General features: G+C 64.7%; 15 protein-coding genes. 7 read left to right on the top strand and 8 right to left on the bottom strand.

The window, feature by feature from the left end; genetic code table 11:
* Positions 1-236: 236 nt before the first annotated feature.
* Positions 237-1,493 carry a family 16 glycosylhydrolase gene (locus PYR64_RS01595; protein WP_275777898.1) on the bottom strand — a complete coding sequence of 419 codons (1,257 nt, stop codon included), beginning with the start codon at positions 1,491-1,493 and terminating at the stop codon, positions 237-239.
* A gap of 303 nt (positions 1,494-1,796) precedes the next feature.
* Between PYR64_RS01595 and PYR64_RS01590 the strand changes: the two genes are divergently transcribed.
* The 3 genes from PYR64_RS01590 (at position 1,797) to PYR64_RS01580 (ending at position 5,490) form a co-directional block, all read left to right on the top strand.
* Positions 1,797-3,701 (top strand): glycosyltransferase, encoded by a 1,905-nt coding sequence (locus tag PYR64_RS01590; protein ID WP_275777895.1) that lies wholly within the window; start codon positions 1,797-1,799, stop codon positions 3,699-3,701.
* 90 nt (positions 3,702-3,791) lie between these two features.
* A complete protein-coding gene (locus tag PYR64_RS01585; protein WP_055976851.1) occupies positions 3,792-4,229 on the top strand; it encodes an STAS domain-containing protein in 438 nt (145 codons plus the stop codon).
* Position 4,230: 1 nt separating this feature from the next.
* Positions 4,231-5,490, top strand: coding sequence for a glycosyl hydrolase (locus tag PYR64_RS01580; RefSeq protein WP_064722594.1), 1,260 nt, complete (start codon positions 4,231-4,233; stop codon positions 5,488-5,490).
* A gap of 15 nt (positions 5,491-5,505) precedes the next feature.
* On the opposite strand, the gene PYR64_RS01575 is transcribed toward PYR64_RS01580, so the two are convergent.
* Positions 5,506-6,135 carry a membrane protein gene (locus tag PYR64_RS01575; protein ID WP_026267203.1) on the bottom strand — a complete coding sequence of 210 codons (630 nt, stop codon included), beginning with the start codon at positions 6,133-6,135 and terminating at the stop codon, positions 5,506-5,508.
* A 61-nt stretch (positions 6,136-6,196) separates the two neighbouring features.
* On the opposite strand from PYR64_RS01575, the gene PYR64_RS01570 reads away from it, so the two are divergent.
* Positions 6,197-7,651 carry a PLP-dependent aminotransferase family protein gene (locus tag PYR64_RS01570; protein ID WP_275777890.1) on the top strand — a complete coding sequence of 485 codons (1,455 nt, stop codon included), beginning with the start codon at positions 6,197-6,199 and terminating at the stop codon, positions 7,649-7,651.
* Here the strand turns inward: PYR64_RS01570 and PYR64_RS01565 are convergent.
* A complete protein-coding gene (locus PYR64_RS01565; RefSeq protein WP_275777888.1) occupies positions 7,648-8,142 on the bottom strand; it encodes a DUF4188 domain-containing protein in 495 nt (164 codons plus the stop codon). The genes PYR64_RS01570 and PYR64_RS01565 overlap by 4 nt on opposite strands.
* Positions 8,143-8,221: 79 nt before the next feature.
* Here PYR64_RS01565 and PYR64_RS01560 point away from each other — a divergent pair, with 79 nt between their 5' ends.
* Entirely contained in the window at positions 8,222-8,797 is a 576-nt protein-coding gene (locus PYR64_RS01560) for a TetR/AcrR family transcriptional regulator (RefSeq protein WP_231949127.1), read from the top strand.
* Between the two features lie 18 nt (positions 8,798-8,815).
* Here PYR64_RS01560 and PYR64_RS01555 read toward each other — a convergent pair whose 3' ends face one another.
* Positions 8,816-9,508, bottom strand: a complete 693-nt coding sequence (locus PYR64_RS01555) for a hypothetical protein (protein ID WP_055976859.1) — start codon at positions 9,506-9,508, stop codon at positions 8,816-8,818.
* Positions 9,501-10,139, bottom strand: a complete 639-nt coding sequence (locus tag PYR64_RS01550) for a helix-turn-helix domain-containing protein (protein WP_055977153.1) — start codon at positions 10,137-10,139, stop codon at positions 9,501-9,503. The genes PYR64_RS01555 and PYR64_RS01550 overlap by 8 nt, the downstream gene beginning before the upstream one ends.
* A 151-nt stretch (positions 10,140-10,290) precedes the next feature.
* Here PYR64_RS01550 and PYR64_RS01545 point away from each other — a divergent pair, with 151 nt between their 5' ends.
* Positions 10,291-11,223: an RluA family pseudouridine synthase gene (locus tag PYR64_RS01545; protein ID WP_275779871.1), complete on the top strand. Its 933-nt coding sequence runs from the start codon at positions 10,291-10,293 to the stop codon at positions 11,221-11,223.
* A 21-nt stretch (positions 11,224-11,244) separates the two neighbouring features.
* On the opposite strand, the gene PYR64_RS01540 is transcribed toward PYR64_RS01545, so the two are convergent.
* Positions 11,245-11,781, bottom strand: a complete 537-nt coding sequence (locus PYR64_RS01540) for an O-acetyl-ADP-ribose deacetylase (protein WP_275777886.1) — start codon at positions 11,779-11,781, stop codon at positions 11,245-11,247.
* Between the two features lie 54 nt (positions 11,782-11,835).
* Between PYR64_RS01540 and PYR64_RS01535 the strand changes: the two genes are divergently transcribed.
* The gene (locus tag PYR64_RS01535; RefSeq protein ID WP_035733737.1) at positions 11,836-12,495 is read left to right on the top strand and encodes a VTT domain-containing protein; all 660 of its coding nucleotides are present in this window, start codon (positions 11,836-11,838) and stop codon (positions 12,493-12,495) included.
* On the opposite strand, the gene PYR64_RS01530 is transcribed toward PYR64_RS01535, so the two are convergent.
* Together PYR64_RS01530 and ppc are read right to left on the bottom strand one after the other, a co-directional pair.
* Entirely contained in the window at positions 12,492-12,797 is a 306-nt protein-coding gene (locus tag PYR64_RS01530) for a hypothetical protein (protein ID WP_018778005.1), read from the bottom strand. The two genes, PYR64_RS01535 and PYR64_RS01530, sit on opposite strands and share 4 nt — an antisense overlap.
* A gap of 88 nt (positions 12,798-12,885) precedes the next feature.
* Positions 12,886-15,684, bottom strand: a complete 2,799-nt coding sequence (ppc, locus tag PYR64_RS01525) for a phosphoenolpyruvate carboxylase (RefSeq protein WP_110504971.1) — start codon at positions 15,682-15,684, stop codon at positions 12,886-12,888.
* Between the last annotated feature and the right edge of the window lie 54 nt (positions 15,685-15,738).

Here is a 15,738-nt window from a genome sequence, read left to right as displayed (position 1 = left end):
CTGCCTGGAGACCAAGTCCCCGGACACCGGCTCTTGCCAGCCCACTTTCCAGACACCTGCCCGTGAAACCGTGGCCCGGCCGGAGACGTCAGATTCGTCCCGGCCGGGCACACCGGCAACCGCCGCGACGGCGCCGCGCCCCATGCAAACCGCGCCGACTACTCCAGGAAGCTCCCCAGCCGCCCCAGCAATAGTCGTCGGATCCGCGCTGGCTGCGCGTCGCCGTCGGACGTTTTCTACACCGTCCGCCACCATTTCTGGTTGGCGGACCCGGCGCAATCCCATAACTGCAGGCGTGAACCATTCGACCACGACCAGTCGGCTACGTCCACGCATTTGTTCGCCTGGGGGTTTACCAGATCTCCGGCAGAGTTCAGCACGAACTGCTGCGCGGCGTTTCCGTTGCATGTGGCCAGCTGGACGCGAGCGCCGTTACTGGTGGAACCCCAGGCCACGTCCATGCATTTGCCCAACGACTGCAGCGTGCCGTTGGAAGCGACCGTCCATTGTTCGGAGGCAGCCGCCTCACAGTCCCACAGTTGCAGCTGGGCACCGTCGGTGGCCTGGCGTCCGGCAACATCGATGCATTTGCCCGCGTAGCCCTGGATCCTGGCACTGGCGGGAGCCGCTGACGGAGCCGCAGCGAGCTCGTACACACGGACGTAGTCGACCAGGAGCGACTGCGGAAAAGTGGTGCCTGAATCCGGCGCTCCGGGCCAATAACCACCCACGGCCAGGTTCAGCAGCAGGAAAAAGTTGTGGTCGAATACCCATGGCCCGGGTGTGTTGGCCTTGGTCTTGTGTGAGTACGGGATCCCGTCGATGTACCAAGTGATTGAATCCGCCGCCCAATCCACGGTGAACGTGTGGAAAGCGTCCCCCAACGCGGCACCGTGCGGCAAGGTGTAGCTGGCGTTGGCGGCGTTTGCACCTGAATACCCGGGACCGTGGATGCTTCCCCACGTTGTCCCGGGTTCCTTGCCGACGTTTTCCATGACGTCGAGCTCGCCGCTGTTGGGCCAGCCATCAGTGAAAACGTTGTCGCCCAACATCCAGAACGCGGGCCACATTCCTTGTCCTTTGGGCAGTTTGAGCCGGGCTTCGAACCGGCCCTGGGTGCGGCTGAACTTCCCCGCCGTCAAGAGGCGCGCGGAGGTGTACTGACATGCCCCGTAATGGCACTGATAACCGGCCGGGTTTTCCCGCCGCGCGGTGATGGCAAGGTTGCCCTGCCCGTCGGCGGCGGCGTTCCGCGTGCTGGCGGTGTAGTACTGAAGTTCGCCGTTACCCCACCCCGATCCCCCGGTGTCGTGGACCCATTTGGCGGAGTCGGGCGCTGTTCCGGCTGGTCCGTTGAATTCATCGCTCCACACCAACGCCCCGGGAGCCGGCATGCCGGCCGCTGCCAGCGCCGGCGGTTCAGGAGCGATGAGTGTCGCTGAGACGGCCAGTCCGACGATGACCATCACCAAAGGCATGAGTCTTCGCTTCATGGTTGCCACTCTGACCGCCTTTTCGCCACGCACGCAAGGCTTTTTGTAGCGACACGCAAAACGTCACTGCGAGGAAATATTCCGCGCGAAATTACTTATCAAGTCCGTAACGGCGACGAAATGTGAGCGGGCGAGAGTGGGATAAGGACAGGTAAATTCCGTTCGCAACGTATTTCCTTCCTCTGAGCATCGACGATGCATGCTCCAGGCGCGTCAGCCGTGTCTTCCCAACTTTCGCCTAGCGGCGTCCGGACAGACTGACGTGCCTTTGCCTTTTCCCCAGCAGTTACCCGGAGGCTAAAAATGGGCATTCGTAAGCAGATTTTGGTAAGGATCCTTGCCGTCCTGGTGGTTTCCTTTGGATTGATCTACATCAGTTGGCGCTGGTCGGGCACCGTTGCGTGGGACGCATGGTGGATTTCCCTGCCCCTCGTTGCGGCGGAAACGTACAGCCTGGGCGAATCGGCGTTGTACGCGGCCACCATGTGGAATGCACGACGGCGGCCGCCTCCCCCTCCTGCCCTGCCGGGCAGGACCGTGGACGTTTTCATCGCCACCTACAACGAGCCGCTCGACCTCGTCCTCAGGACGGCCATCGCGGCCAGGGACATGGAATATCCGCACGAAACGTGGATCCTGGACGATGGCGACCGCAGTGACTTCGCCACGGCAGCCCGGCAGATCGGCGTCGGATACATCAGGCGGGGCCCCGAATGGGATGGCCGGCAGCGGTTCGCCAAGGCAGGCAACGTCAATAATGCCCTCTCCATGACCACTGGTGAATTCGTGGCCATTCTGGACGCGGACCAAGTCCCGGAACCCCGGTTCCTGGACCGTGTCCTTGGCTATTTTGATGCCGGAGAGGTGGCGTTCGTCCAGACGCCGCAGCACTTTTGGAATGTTCCGGACCGTGATCCCCTGGGCAGCCAGGCAGAGCTGTTCTATGGACCTATCCAGCAGGGCAAGGACGGGTGGGATGCGGCGTTCTTTTGCGGTTCCAATGCTGTCCTGCGCAGGGAAGCCCTCATGGCCCTGGGCCTGACGCGTTACACCCGGACCGCCACCGAACATACATGGAGCGCCCTGCGCAGGGGTCGCACCCGGTTGCAGGATCTCCTTGGCGAGCTGGGCAGGCGGCATCCGGCGGCCATGCCGGTGGTTGAGCAGGCGCTGGAGGCGATCACCCGCGCGGAACATCAGGTCCGCAGGGGCGATGTCCTGGCGGAAATCACCTTCGAACTCCGCGTCTCCTTCCATGCTGCGGCGTTGGGGAACCCCGATGCCATGGACGATGTGGTGCCTGAACTTGACGCGGTGCTGGAATCGGTGGATGTGGCGCACACGGACCAGGCACTTGCCATCCACCCGATGGACACCACCACCATCACCGAAGACATGGCAACCGCCATGCACCTTCACGCCATGGGATGGGGAAGCGTCTACCACCATGAAGTGCTGGTGCACGGGCTGGCCCCGGAGGACGTGTCCACCATGTTGTCGCAGCGCCACCGCTGGGCAGCCGGCACCATGCAGGTGTTCTTCAAAGACAATCCGCTGTTCCTTCGCGGCCTGACGTTGGCACAGCGCCTCATGTACCTGGGCACCATGACCAGTTACCTCAACGGCTTCGCCGCCTTGAGCTACATTGCGGCGCCGGTGGTTTTCCTGGTCGCGGGAACCTACCCCCTCACGGCGAGCCCCGTGGTCTTCTTCTGTTTGTTCCTGCCGTTCTTCATTTCCTGCCAGCTGCTCTTCCAGGTGGCGGGCAACGGAGCCAAGGGTCTCTGGCGCGGCCAGCAGTGGTCCTTTGCTCTCTTCCCCACGTGGATCGCGGCGACATGTTCCGGCGCGGCAGCCGTCTTTCTGGGCAAACACCTGGCGTTCTCGGTCACTGCCAAAAGCAAACAGGCCACTGGGCGCGGTTTCCAGCACGTGCGGCTCCAGATCGGGGCCATGGCCGTCCTGGTTTTGTGTTCGGGCATAGGGATAGCCAGGGCAGCGACCAGCGAAGCTCCCCTGTACCCCACCCTCATCACCCTTGCCTGGGTGGCCTTGGATCTGGCCCTTTTGAGTGTGGTGATCGGCGCCGCAAGGTACCGGGGTCCCGGAGATGACCTGAAGGATCCCGTGCCCGTCCCCAGGGAACTCGTTGAGGTCCTCGGGCCGGATTCCGCTGGAGCCCCGCACAGCGCAGGGCCACACACCTGAGCACCGCACATCACAACGCCGCACAGTGAGAGCTGACCGGCTACCTTTCCCCACGACCGCCGTTCCAACCCCCAGCCAGGAGCGACCACCATGTCCACACTTTCCCGTGTCCACAACATCGTCCCCACATCACTGGCGCACGTCGACCTGACCCTCACCGGTGCGTTGAACGCGGCAACCGTTCAGGCCATCCGGCAGGACTCAGCCAAGGCAGCAACCGACGGGCCCGTGCTGGTCCTGCTCGACGTGACCGCAGTGACCACCATCGGCGCGTCCGGCGTCGTCGGTCTTCTGGAGGTGCTGCACTTCCTGCGCGCCCGCGGAGGAGATCTTCGCCTCTTCGGTAACTCCCCGGCGCTCGAAACCACCCGCCTCCAGGCCCACCTGGGGCAGGTCGCCCGTGTCTACGAGAACCGCGAGGAAGCCGTAGACGGTGGTCGGACACTCGTGCGTGCACGCCGCCTCACGTCCAGGTTCGCCTGGCTCAACCTGTTCACCCGACGTCCGCGCACTCTTGGTTGGGGCTGACATGGCCCGGACATTAGTGTCTCCGCCACGGCCGCCGCGCCAGAAGCCGGCTCCGCCTTCCTTCACTGGCCATCCTGACCGCAAACGGAGGCGTGCAAGCCTTCTTGTTCCCGTCCTGGTAACAGCACTGGCCGCCACCGGTTTGGGGTTCGCTTCCAGGGAAGTGGTCCCCATCGTCCAGGCGTTGTCCTTGTGCAAGGCCGCGGATGCGGCATCCATCATTCCCAAAGATGGCGTGCTTCTTGGGGTCAACCTGGATTGGGATTCAGAGACCTTGGCCGAACACCGCGCAAACCTCGGCCATGATCCCGCGGTGGTGGTCCAGTTCTCGGACATCCCCTACGACGACGAGACGTGGTCCCACACCACGAACGCCGTCACCCAGGTCCGGGCAACGGGCGGTGCGCTGCTCCTGACCCTTGAGCCGCACGGCGGCCTGGCGACCATGAGCGATGAGGTGATCGCGAAATTGGCCACAGACTTGCGGGCCATCAACGATCAGGGGACGCCCGTCGTCGTGCGTTTTGCGCATGAGATGAACGGCTCCTGGTACTCGTGGGGCCAGCAGCCGATCCACTACGTGGAGGTGTTCCGGAAGGTGGCGGCAGCCATTCATTCCCAAGCCCCCGGCACCTCCATGATGTGGGCGCCCAACTACGGCGGAGGCTATCCGTTCACGGGTGGCCAGTTCGCGGCCCGTCCGGGCACTCCGGATTTTGCCGCGCTGGACACCGACCACGATGGCACGCTCACGATGTCCGATGACACCTACGCTCCCTACTATCCGGGGGATGACGCCGTGGATTGGGTGGGCGTCTCGCTCTATCACTGGGGCAACCAGCGGCCTTGGGGCAACAACGACATTGCCGAACCGGGCAAGTTCCTGGCCATGCTCACGGGCACGTACAGCGGCACAGCAGGTAACGACAGTGCCGTGCCGGATTTCTACCAGGTGTACGGTGTGGACCATAACCGCCCTGTGGCCATCCCGGAGACCGCAGCGATTTTCACTCCTGCCCGCAGCGGGGCCTCCGAGCTGGACGTCAAGCAGGCATGGTGGCGCCAGGTCTTCTCCGCCGAAACCCACCAAAAGTATCCGCAGTTGAAAATGATCAACTGGTTCGAGTGGAAGAAGTACGAGATCGAGATTAACGACGACGTCGACTGGAGGAGCGCAGGATCGCCCACCATCCGCGACGCGCTGGCCCGGGACCTGCCGGACTGGTTGCGCTACGGCGAGGACTTGGGGGCGTGCCGCTAAGCGGGAGGACTAGGCTCACGCAGCGGCTGCGGCCTCCACGGCTTCCGTGGGGGCCGTTGCCTTTGGCCGCTCCGGGACCATGAACTTCGGCAGCAGGACCTGCACGATCGGACCGATGGCCAGGGCGTAGACCACGGTGCCCACTCCCACGGAGCCGCCCAGCAGGAACCCCACAGCCAGGACCACTACTTCGATGCCGGTGCGGACCAGTCGCACGGACCACCCGGTGCGCCGGACAAGGCCCGTCATGAGCCCGTCACGCGCGCCGGGACCCAAGCGGGCTCCGATGTAGCAGGCGGAGGCGATGCCGTTGAGGATGACGGCGCCGGCCAGCATGGCGATCTGCCCGCCGAGGTGCGAGAACGACGGGATAAGCCAGAGTCCAAGGTCTGCGAAGAGGCCCACCAGGACCGCGTTGGCGATGGTACCGATGCCGGGCATCTGCCGGAGCGGGATCCAGAGCAGGAGAACCAGGAAGCTGACCGCGATGACCACTACGCCGATGCTGAAGCCGGTCTTCTGGGAGAGGCCTTGGTGGAACACATCCCAAGGGTCCAGCCCAAGGCCGGCCCGGATGAACATGGCCAGGGAAATGCCGTACATCGCCAGGCCGATCAGGAGTTGAGTGATTCTGCGGGTCATCATGTTCTCCATCCTCCAAGAAAACTGGCCTTGTATTCCATAGCCAGTTTGGAATACTGGTCTTATGGCTCCCTCACTGAATCCCACCGCCCTCCTCCGCCTCCTGGGGCAGTGGAACGCCGGCGTCCTGCCCGCCTACCGCGAGCTCGCCGACGTCGTGCGTTTACTCGTGATGGACGGTCGCATCCCGCTGGACGTCGCGCTGCCCAGCGAGCGGGCGCTGGCCCAGTCGCTGGGCGTCAGCCGCACCACCGTGACGGCCGCGTACGCGAGCCTCCGGGAACAAGGATTCCTCACGGCCGGGCAGGGCAGCCGCGGGCGGACCTGCATCCCCTTCCGCTCGACACCGGCGAGCATGCCTGGCCTGGCCGCACCGGAGGGTATCCTCGACTTGGCCTACGCCTCCTTGCCCGCGGCGGGTGAAGCAGTGCACCGGTCCTTCGCGGAAGCACTCACCGAGCTGCCGGCGCTCCTGCCGGGCTTCGGTTACGACGCCGTGGGCGTAGCGGCCCTTCGCGAGGCGATCGCGGACAAATACTCGGCAGAAGGCGTGCCCACCACCCCTGACCAGATCCTTGTCACTTCCGGGGCGCAGCATGCGCTGAACATCGTCCTGCGCACCCTGGCGGGCAAGCAGGACCGGGTCATGGTGGAACACCCCAGCTACCCCAACGCACTGGATGCCATCCGTGCCGCAGGATGCCGGATCCTCCCGGTCGCCTTGCCTGCGGGAACCTCTCCGGCGTGGGACATCGACGCCATGGTGGCCATGATGAACCACCAGCGGCCCGCGATGGCCTACCTCGTTCCGGACTTCCACAACCCGACCGGGCGCATCATGTCCGATCTGCAGCGCCGGCGACTGGCCCGCGCGGCCGCGTCCGCGGGGACGGTGCTGGTTGTTGATGAGACGCTTCGCGGGTTGAACCTCGACGGCGTCCGCACAGCTCCGATGTCCGCCTTCAGTACCGCCGTGGTTTCCATCGGCTCGCTCAGCAAGTCCCATTGGGCGGGCCTGCGGACCGGCTGGATCCGGGCGGACGAGGACCTCGTTGCCCGATTCATAGCGACCCGTACCGTCATGGATCTGGGTGGCCCCGTGGTTGAGCAACTGGCAGCGGCGCGCCTGATCAGGTCGTTCTCCGATCCCCTGGACGCACGCCTCGAGGAGCTGCGCCATAACCGGGAATCACTGTTGCGACTCCTGGGGCAGCAGTTGCCCGAGTGGGAGGTGGAAACGCCCAAGGGTGGATTGACTGTTTGGTGCCGGCTGCCGAGTCCATGCAGCACCGCCCTGACGGTATTGGCACCTGACTTCGGCGTGCGCCTGGCCGCCGGTCCGCGCTTCGGCGTGGGAGGCGCGTTCGAGCACTACCTGCGCGTGCCCTACACCTTGCCCCCGGCTCAGTTGGAGATTGCCGTCGGTGCGCTCCGCGCCGCCCAGGACAGGCTCGACGCAACACCCCAGCTCCGCCGCACCCTCAAGACCGGACCGGCCACCGCCGTCGCGGTCGCCTAGTGCCCCGCGAGCTTGGCTGAACCCATCCGCTGCTTGGCCGTGTTCGTGCCGGGGCCGATGGGAACCTGCGTTGTCGCCTTGGCCAGCCCGAACAGCGGCATGCCGTTGTACACCACTTCGATGCCGGACGCGGGAACCTGGTACGTCTCGTGCCAAACGCCAACGTCGCCGCTGCCCGCGATCTCCTTCATGAACTTCCGCCAGGGCCCAAGGTGGGGCGAGTCCCGGTCCGCCGCGAACCGCCGTAGGTGTTCCGGGCTTTCCCAGTAGCTCAGGATGATGGTGGTGCGCCCAAACCACTGTTCGCTCCCGAGCAGGCCGGCGTCGGGGTTGGTGGCGAGGTGTTGCATCATGGCGGGCATGGCCGAGGCAACCTTGGCTACTTGGCCCATCTTCCACCACTTGTTGGCCCGCATGCCGATGAGGAAGACCGTGACGTCGCTGCGGCCGATGTCCGCGGTGAAGCGGCCGGGAAAGACTTTTTGTGCCATGACATTCCTTCGCTTTGTGGACTCTCAGGTCCGGTTTCATAACAACGTTATGAAACGATGTTATGAAACAATGGAAGGCATGGCAAGACCCATCGTTCATGACCATCTGGTCCAGCAAAGACTCCTGGCCGTCACGGCCGAACTCGTCGACCGCGAGGGCCCCGCCCGCGTCACCCTGCGCGACGTCGCCACGGCAGCGGAAACGTCAACATCGGCCATCTACTCGCTTTTCGGCGGCAAGGCCCAGTTGCTGCAGGCCGCCATCGACGACGGCTTCCGCTCCTTTGGCGAATCCCAGCGACAGGCGGCTCCGGGCGGCCTGCTGGACCTTGGCCGGGCATACCGGACCTGGGCCCTGGACCACCCGGCGCTGTATCGGCTGATGTTCGGCGGCGCGCTGGCGGCGTACGTTGAATGCACTCCGACGCCGGAAGTCGCCTCCGACTCGATGCTTCCCCTGGTGGAGGCGGTCACCTCCGCGCAGGAAGCGGGAAGGCTCCGGGCCGGAGACCCTACGGTGGTGGCGATGGCTATCTGGGGCCAGGTCCACGGCCTGGTGGGCCTGGAACTGGCCCGGATGAATGCGCCGGAAACCGACTGGGCCGGCATTTACGAAGCCGCCCTGGAATCGGTGGCCCGCGCCTGGGCCCCCTAATCCCCGGACAGGGGAACCCTACGCGTACACCTTCTCCAGGAAGGCGCCCCAGGTTTTCGCGGTAAGCTCCGCATCTCCGGAACCACTGAAATCGTGCACGGTCATCCCCACCGGGGCCCCGAAAACGTTGCGGCCGAAGAACCGGTACATGGCATCCGCCGTCCGCAGGCCGAGGAAGTTCTCATCAGAGAAGTCCACCTCGCCGCTCAGCCGCCCAACGCCGTCGAGCTCCAGGTCAACAGCAGTCCCGGCAGCGGTGCCGTCGACTCCCAGGGCCTTCTTCAATTGCACGAAACCATCCGGCACCTGCGACGCCGCCGGCGCCTGGATGTCCGTGAACGTCACCGGCTTGCCGTCGAAGTACTGCAGGTACTGGCCCAGGGTGTGCAGGTAGAAGCGGGTGTGCTTGCTGGCGCCGTCGTACTGCTCATCCCAGTTGTCGGCGAAAATCCCGCTGTGGACGTAGTGCAGCTTGGCGCGGCCACCTTCCAACGGCTCCAGGACGTGTTCCAACTGGTTGAACCAGCCGTCGGGGCCCTCCATCCGCGACACCAAATGAGTGGGGTACTCCTCCACCGTTTTCTCCGCGGGCCACTGGTCCGTGGGGAACATCCAGGCCGCTGTGTCGGCAGTGACGGCGTTCCAGACGCGTTCGGGCGTGCCGGGCAGCTCGGTGTCCGCCACGATTTCGAATTTACGGTTGTCAGTCATTGCTTTGGTCCTTATCTGCCGGTTTTTCCGTTTGCGAGGGGGTCTTCAGTGCGGGGTGGAGGACGACGACGAGCCGGTGCTTGCGCCCGCCGCCCGCCACCGCGGCAGCACCGCCGTCGTGGTACTTGTCCACGAGGCGCGTTACCGCCACCCCAAGTTCTTCCGCGAACGCCGCGCGTTCAGCGGCGGAGCGGAAAGTGATTTCGCCGTCGATGGCAAAGCTGGCCAGCTTCTTCCTTGCCAGGGCCGCACCGGAGATGAGCTTGCCCATCTCCTGGACGGTGCGGGAGGCGAGCGCCAACAGCCAGAACGCCGAGAAGCGGTCGGAGAACCGCCGCGGGTCCGGCGCGACGGAAGCCAGGGCAACGGGCGAGATCAGGTAGGAGGCCGCCGTTGCGCGCAGGACCCGTTCCGTGACGTTGCCTTTGCGCCGCTCCTCCACCAGTTCCACCAAGCCGTGGCGCTCCAGGGCTTTGAGGTGGTAGTTCACCTTTTGGCGGGGCAGCCCGACTTTGGCAGCCAGTTGCGTGGCCGACGCCGGCTCGACGAGTTCTTGGAGGATCCGCGTCCGGATGGGGTCCAGCGAAGCTTCTGCCGCCGCCGGGTCCTCAATCACTTCGATGTCCAACATGCTTACAGTATGGCCACCGACAACTTTTATTGTCAAGAACTTTTTTATGTTCGGAAGCTGCATCTGTTGTGGGGCCTCTTCTGCGCGCTTTCAGCCGGGAATTGGACGCAAAGCAGGCCTCACAACGCAGGCAAAGTAGAATTGCCCGGTGATGCAATCCCCCCTCCCCGTGCGCGACGGCGTGAACGCGACCCGCCTCCGCCTCCCGGACGAGGGGCCCTGGGTCACCGCGATGGACTACATGATGCACCGCTGGGGACACATCGACCCCCAGGGCATCGAGGACCGGTTCGATGCCGGCGAAATCGTGGGCGAAGGCGGCGTACCGCTGACCCGCAGCACCAAGCTGGAGGACCACACCTTCATCTGGTACTACCGCACCCTGCCCCCGGAAACCCGGCTGCCCGTGGAGATCAGCATCCTCCACCAGGACGAGCACATCCTCGTGGTGGACAAACCGCACTTCCTCCCCACCACCCCCGGCGGAACCTACATCCAGGAATCCGCCCTGGTCCGGCTGCGGAACCTGCTGGATCTCCCGGACCTCATCCCCATGCACCGGCTGGATCGCATGACTGCCGGCCTGCTCCTGCTCTCCACCAACCCGGAGACGCGCGGCAAGTACCAGGTCCTCTTCGAGAAGCGCCAGGTCCGGAAGGAATACGAGTGCGTGTCCGCCGCGACACCTGCCGCAGGTTTTCCCGCCGTCGAATTTCCCGCCACCGTCCGCAACCGGATGACCAAGTCCCGCAGCTACCTGCTGGCCGAAGTCATCGACGGCGAACCGAACGCGGAAACGCGCATAGAGCAGGTAAGGACGTTCGACGCCGGAACCCGGCAGCACGCGCTGTACCGGCTGGAGCCGCACACCGGCAAGACACACCAACTGCGGGTGCACATGGCTTCGCTCGGATTGGGCATCGTCAATGACGCCTTCTATCCGGACCTGCTGGACAAAGCCTCGGACGACTACAGCAAGCCGCTCCAACTCCTGGCACGCGGCATCACCTTCGTGGACCCCATCACCAAGCAGCCCGTGGAATACCGGAGCCAGCTGGAACTCAGCGAAGCCCACCCCTCTTAAAGCAACCCAAGGTAGCCGGTGTCAGGCGTCGAACACGGACCGGAAGACCGCCGTCGTATCTTCGGAGAACAGCACGAACTCCACCAACTCCAGCGGACCAGCGGCCGCATCGCGTTCCGCTGACGACGCAAACGACCCGACGGCGTCGGACGCCACCTCGGCAACCTGGCGGGCGTCCCATCCATAGATTCCGGCGCTGATCGCAGGGAAGGCGACGGACCGGGCACCAAGTCCGGCCGCCACTTTCAGGCTTTCGCGGAAGCAGGATCCAAGCAATGCCGGATCAGTTTCTCCGGCATGCCGGTTGGGGCCCACCGTGTGGATGACCCAACGTGCCGGAAGCCGGAAGCCAGGCGTCGCGACAGCCGCGCCAACCGGCAGCCCGCCGGGCAATTCCGCGTGCCTCAGCCCCCGGCACGCATCAAGCAGGTCCGGACCGGCGGCCCGGTGAATGGCCCCATCCACTCCCCCTCCACCGAGCAGCGACGAATTGGCTGCATTGACGATTGCGTCCACTGAACGCGTTGTGATGTCACCGTGCAGGATGTCGATGCGCATGCCCACAGTCTCGCGCCCGCGCGGCGGGGTCGGCAAGTGCGGTACCTTGTGCCCATGGACATCACTGCCCCGGAGACATGGGGATCCGCTATCTACCTGTGGATCGTCCCCATTGTGCTGGGCGATGCCATCTTCCCGCCCATCCCCTCCGAAATGGTGGTCATCACCGGTGGAGCGCTCGCAGCCGATGGACACGCCAACTTCTGGCTGATTCTTTTCCTGGCCGCTTTCGCATCCTGGCTCGGGGACATGGCGGTCTTCCTTCTGTTCAAACGGCGGATCAGCCATGTCCTGGACCGCTGGTCATGGGGCCGCCGGGTCCACCGCGGAATCCACGAGGCCATCGCCAAAGCCGGCCGCTCCTCCACCTACGGCACCATTATCGGCGCGCGCTTCATCCCCGGCGGCCGGCTCGCGACGTCGGCCGCCGCAGGAATTGCCAACGTTTCGGTCCGCGGATTCGGATTGTGTGCAAGCCTGGGCGGAGTCCTGTGGGCTGTGTGGCAGGTGGGTCTGGGCTACTTCACCGGCTCCACCACCAAGCTGCCGTTTTGGGCCAGCTCGCTTATCGGCGTTGGTGTGGGCCTGGTGATCGGCGTGGTTGTTGGCCTGATCGTCACCCGGCGGCGCGGGACCCGCTCCCCCGTGGACGAACCGTTCGACGGCGACGCTCCCGGCGACGTAGCGCGGCCCGAAGAGGGCCTGCAGCCCTAGACAGGCGACCAGCGGCCCCGGTTCCGGCGCAGCACGTACAGGCTGCCGGTCACCGCAACACGTTCGACGGCGTCACGCATCATCGCAGCCGACGTCCGGGCCTCGTCGTTCTCACCCGAATAGTCCCGGGCATCCACCATGAAACGAAGGCTGATCTGCGGGACGCCGCCCACGATATCCAGCTGGTTCGCTTCAACGTGGTGGCGGGTTTCCAAGGCTTCGACCGCTGCGGCCATGACGGACTCCGGAGCGTTGCCCGGTTTGAGGCCAGTGATCTTCAACTTGGTCTGGAACGACGGCATCCCACCACCCTAACGCCCTCCCGTGGCCCGCTTAAGCAGGAATGCTCCCCCACCAGGAAGTGAGGGAGCATTCCGGTCCGGCGGCTGCCTAGCCGGTGTTGCGCAGGCCGGCTGCCACGCCATTGACCGTGATGAGCATGGCCCGCTGAAGCCGCTCGTCGATCTCGGCACCGGAGACCGACTCCTCGCGTACGCGGCGGAGAAGTTCCACCTGCAGGTAGCTGATCGGATCCAGGTACTGGTCGCGGATTTCCAGGGAACGCTTCAGCGTCGGCTGGGCGTCCAGCAACTCCATCTCACCGGTGAGCCGTTCAACCTCAGCCACGGTGAGTTCGTACTCGTCACGGATCATGTGGAACAAGCGGTGCAGTTCCTCAGGGACCAAGGAGGAAACGTAGTGCCCCGCAATCTCCATGTCCGTCTTGGCCAAAGTCATTTCCACGTTCGAAATAACTGAACGGAAGAAGTGCCAACGGTCCATCATTTCAACGAGTTGTCCGGTGTTCCCGGCCTCGCGCGCAGCCTTCAACCCTGAGCCCACACCGAACCAGCCCGGAACGATCTGCCGGGACTGCGTCCACCCGAAGACCCACGGAATGGCACGGAGCCCGCCGAGTCCTGCCCCGGAATCCGGACGCTTGGAAGGACGTGATCCGATGTTCAGGGACCCCAGCTGCTCCACCGGGGTGGAGGCGAGGAAGTAGGCAGGAAGGTCGGGATCGTCAATGAGCTTGCGGTACCGGGCAAACGCGGCGTCGGAGATGGTCTCCATGACGTTGGCGTAGCGCTCGCGCTCGTCTTCGGAGGTACGCGGAGTGCGGTGGAGCGCCGAACCCTGCATCACCGCCGCCAGGGACAGTTCAAGGTTCTCGCGGGCCAGTTCAGGAAGCGAGTACTTGTCCGAGATGACCTCGCCCTGCTCGGTGAACTTGATCTCCCCTTCGAGCACACCGTTCGGCTGGGCCATGATGGCGTCGTAGGTAGGTCCGCCACCACGGCCAACCGAACCGCCGCGGCCGTGGAACAAGCGCACCCGCACGCCATGCTTCGCAGCAATGTCTCGCAGCTTGCGCTGGGTCTTGTGGATCTCCCACTGGCTGGTCATCACGCCGGACTCCTTGTTGGAATCCGAGTACCCGAGCATGACTTCCTGGATGTCGCCGCGGAGGCGGACAAGTTCGCGGTAGGAAGGATCGGACAGCAACTGGTCCACGATCTCCGCCGAAGCACGCAGCTCTTCCACGGTTTCCAGCAGCGGAGCAAAACCGATCTTGGCGTGGGGCTTGGCTCCGAAGAGGTCGAACAAGCCGGCTTCACGGGCCAGCACAGCTGCGGCCAGGACGTCGTCCGCGCCGCGGGTCATGGAGATGATGTAGGTTTCCACCACGTCCGGGCCATAGGTGTGCAGTGCTTGGCGGATGCTCCGGAAAACGTCGTACGTGCCATCTGCCGTGCCCTCGAGCTTGATCGGGTGGCCGGAGAGGGGCCGGCGTGACGCGAGCTCCGCACCGAGAAACGCGAACCGTTCCTCGCGGGTCAGCTCGCCGTACGGCTTTTCGGTACCGAGGCGGTCCACAAGCTGTCCGACGGCGTCATGGTGGTAGTCGGCGTGCTCACGGATGTCCAGGGTGGCCAGGTGGAGGCCGAAGGCGGCGATGGCCCGGCGAACGCGCGCCAGGGCACCATCGGCCACCAGCCCGGCCGAGTGGTTCCGCAGGGAATCCTCGAGCAAGCCGAACTCTGCCAGCAGCTCGGACGTGGTGGCGTAATCGCGGCCCGGTTGGTGGTGCGTGGAACCGGAAACCCGGCGGCCCGTGTTGATCAGCTTCGCTTTGATGCAGGTCAGCTTGAGCCGGTACGGCTCCTGCGCGTTCAGTTCAAGGATGCGCTTATCCAGGCCCGGCAGGTTCTTCAGGTCCTCGGTGATGGAATCAAGCAGCGCTTGGTCGGCACCGAAAAGGGCCGTGGAGTTGGACAGGACCGAAATGAGCTCATCGATCAGGGCAATGCTGATCCGCACGGCATTCTGGTTCTGGAGCTGCAGGATCTCGCGGGTTACGGCAGCCGTCACATTCGGGTTGCCGTCGCGGTCTCCACCAATCCAGGAACCAAAACGGAGAGGGGCAGCCGCTGCGGGCAGCTTCACGCCGTGTTCCTCGAGGAGCTCGGACAGATCAGTCAGCATCTCCGGCATCGCGTCGGTGAGGATGCTGTTCAGGTAGTAGATGGCATTGCGCGCTTCATCCACGGGAGTGGGGCGCACTTGGCGGAGTTCATCCGTCTGCCACATCTGGTCGATGATTTCGGCAAGCTGGCGGTCCTGGCGGCGCCTCGCCGAGGTGCCTTCCTCCGTAGCTTCGGCCAGGACATCAGAGAGCTTGCGGACCTTGTCCAGCACAGAACGCCGCGAAGCCTCCGTGGGGTGCGCCGTGAAGATGGGACGCACATCGAGTTCATTGATGACGTCCTGGAGAACCTGCGGGCCTGCCTGCCCGGCGATCTCGGACACGGCCTTGGCCAGCCAGCCGTCCTTTTCCTGACGGGTGCGGAGTCCCCGGACGCGGTGCACTTGCTCGGCCGCATTGCTGAGGTGGAAATAGAACGCAAAGGCTCGGACCAGATCCGTCGCCTGGTCCAGTGGCAGGGAGGCGAGCAACTCGCGGACCTGGGCTACGACGTCGTGCGCGCTCCATGGACCCGTCGCATCCGCGCCGCCCCGCGCGGCTTCCTTCGATTCCTTGGTCAGCAGACGCACCTGCTCCACGAGCTGGAGCAATTCCGGACCGTGCTGCCGAACCAGCGACTCCCCCAGAAGAGTCGAAACGCGACGCACGTCGGCCCGCAGTTCTGCAGCGAGGTCGGTGTCTTGATGGGCAGTGTGAACCATGGATACATACCTTCGGGGTCAGGTTTGGCCCGTACACTGCGCTGGATACTGTGA

Origin of the sequence: Paenarthrobacter sp. Y-19 (genome assembly GCF_029223985.1) — a bacterium.
GTDB lineage: Bacteria > Actinomycetota > Actinomycetes > Actinomycetales > Micrococcaceae > Arthrobacter > Arthrobacter nicotinovorans.
This window is presented reverse-complemented; position numbering and strand designations above follow the sequence as displayed.

Excerpts from the sequence above, each read along its gene's own strand:
- ppc (WP_110504971.1), bottom strand. The coding sequence starts at position 15,684 with ATGGTTCACACTGCCCATCAAGACACCGACCTCGCTGCAGAACTGCGG.
- PYR64_RS01595 (WP_275777898.1), bottom strand. The coding sequence starts at position 1,493 with ATGAAGCGAAGACTCATGCCTTTGGTGATGGTCATCGTCGGACTGGCC.
- PYR64_RS01540 (WP_275777886.1), bottom strand. The coding sequence starts at position 11,781 with ATGCGCATCGACATCCTGCACGGTGACATCACAACGCGTTCAGTGGAC.
- PYR64_RS01545 (WP_275779871.1), top strand. The coding sequence starts at position 10,291 with ATGCAATCCCCCCTCCCCGTGCGCGACGGCGTGAACGCGACCCGCCTC.
- PYR64_RS01535 (WP_035733737.1), top strand. The coding sequence starts at position 11,836 with ATGGACATCACTGCCCCGGAGACATGGGGATCCGCTATCTACCTGTGG.
- PYR64_RS01550 (WP_055977153.1), bottom strand. The coding sequence starts at position 10,139 with ATGTTGGACATCGAAGTGATTGAGGACCCGGCGGCGGCAGAAGCTTCG.
- PYR64_RS01560 (WP_231949127.1), top strand. The coding sequence starts at position 8,222 with ATGGCAAGACCCATCGTTCATGACCATCTGGTCCAGCAAAGACTCCTG.
- PYR64_RS01580 (WP_064722594.1), top strand. The coding sequence starts at position 4,231 with ATGGCCCGGACATTAGTGTCTCCGCCACGGCCGCCGCGCCAGAAGCCG.
- PYR64_RS01565 (WP_275777888.1), bottom strand. The coding sequence starts at position 8,142 with ATGGCACAAAAAGTCTTTCCCGGCCGCTTCACCGCGGACATCGGCCGC.
- PYR64_RS01585 (WP_055976851.1), top strand. The coding sequence starts at position 3,792 with ATGTCCACACTTTCCCGTGTCCACAACATCGTCCCCACATCACTGGCG.
- PYR64_RS01590 (WP_275777895.1), top strand. The coding sequence starts at position 1,797 with ATGGGCATTCGTAAGCAGATTTTGGTAAGGATCCTTGCCGTCCTGGTG.
- PYR64_RS01575 (WP_026267203.1), bottom strand. The coding sequence starts at position 6,135 with ATGATGACCCGCAGAATCACTCAACTCCTGATCGGCCTGGCGATGTAC.
- PYR64_RS01570 (WP_275777890.1), top strand. The coding sequence starts at position 6,197 with ATGGCTCCCTCACTGAATCCCACCGCCCTCCTCCGCCTCCTGGGGCAG.
- PYR64_RS01530 (WP_018778005.1), bottom strand. The coding sequence starts at position 12,797 with ATGCCGTCGTTCCAGACCAAGTTGAAGATCACTGGCCTCAAACCGGGC.
- PYR64_RS01555 (WP_055976859.1), bottom strand. The coding sequence starts at position 9,508 with ATGACTGACAACCGTAAATTCGAAATCGTGGCGGACACCGAGCTGCCC.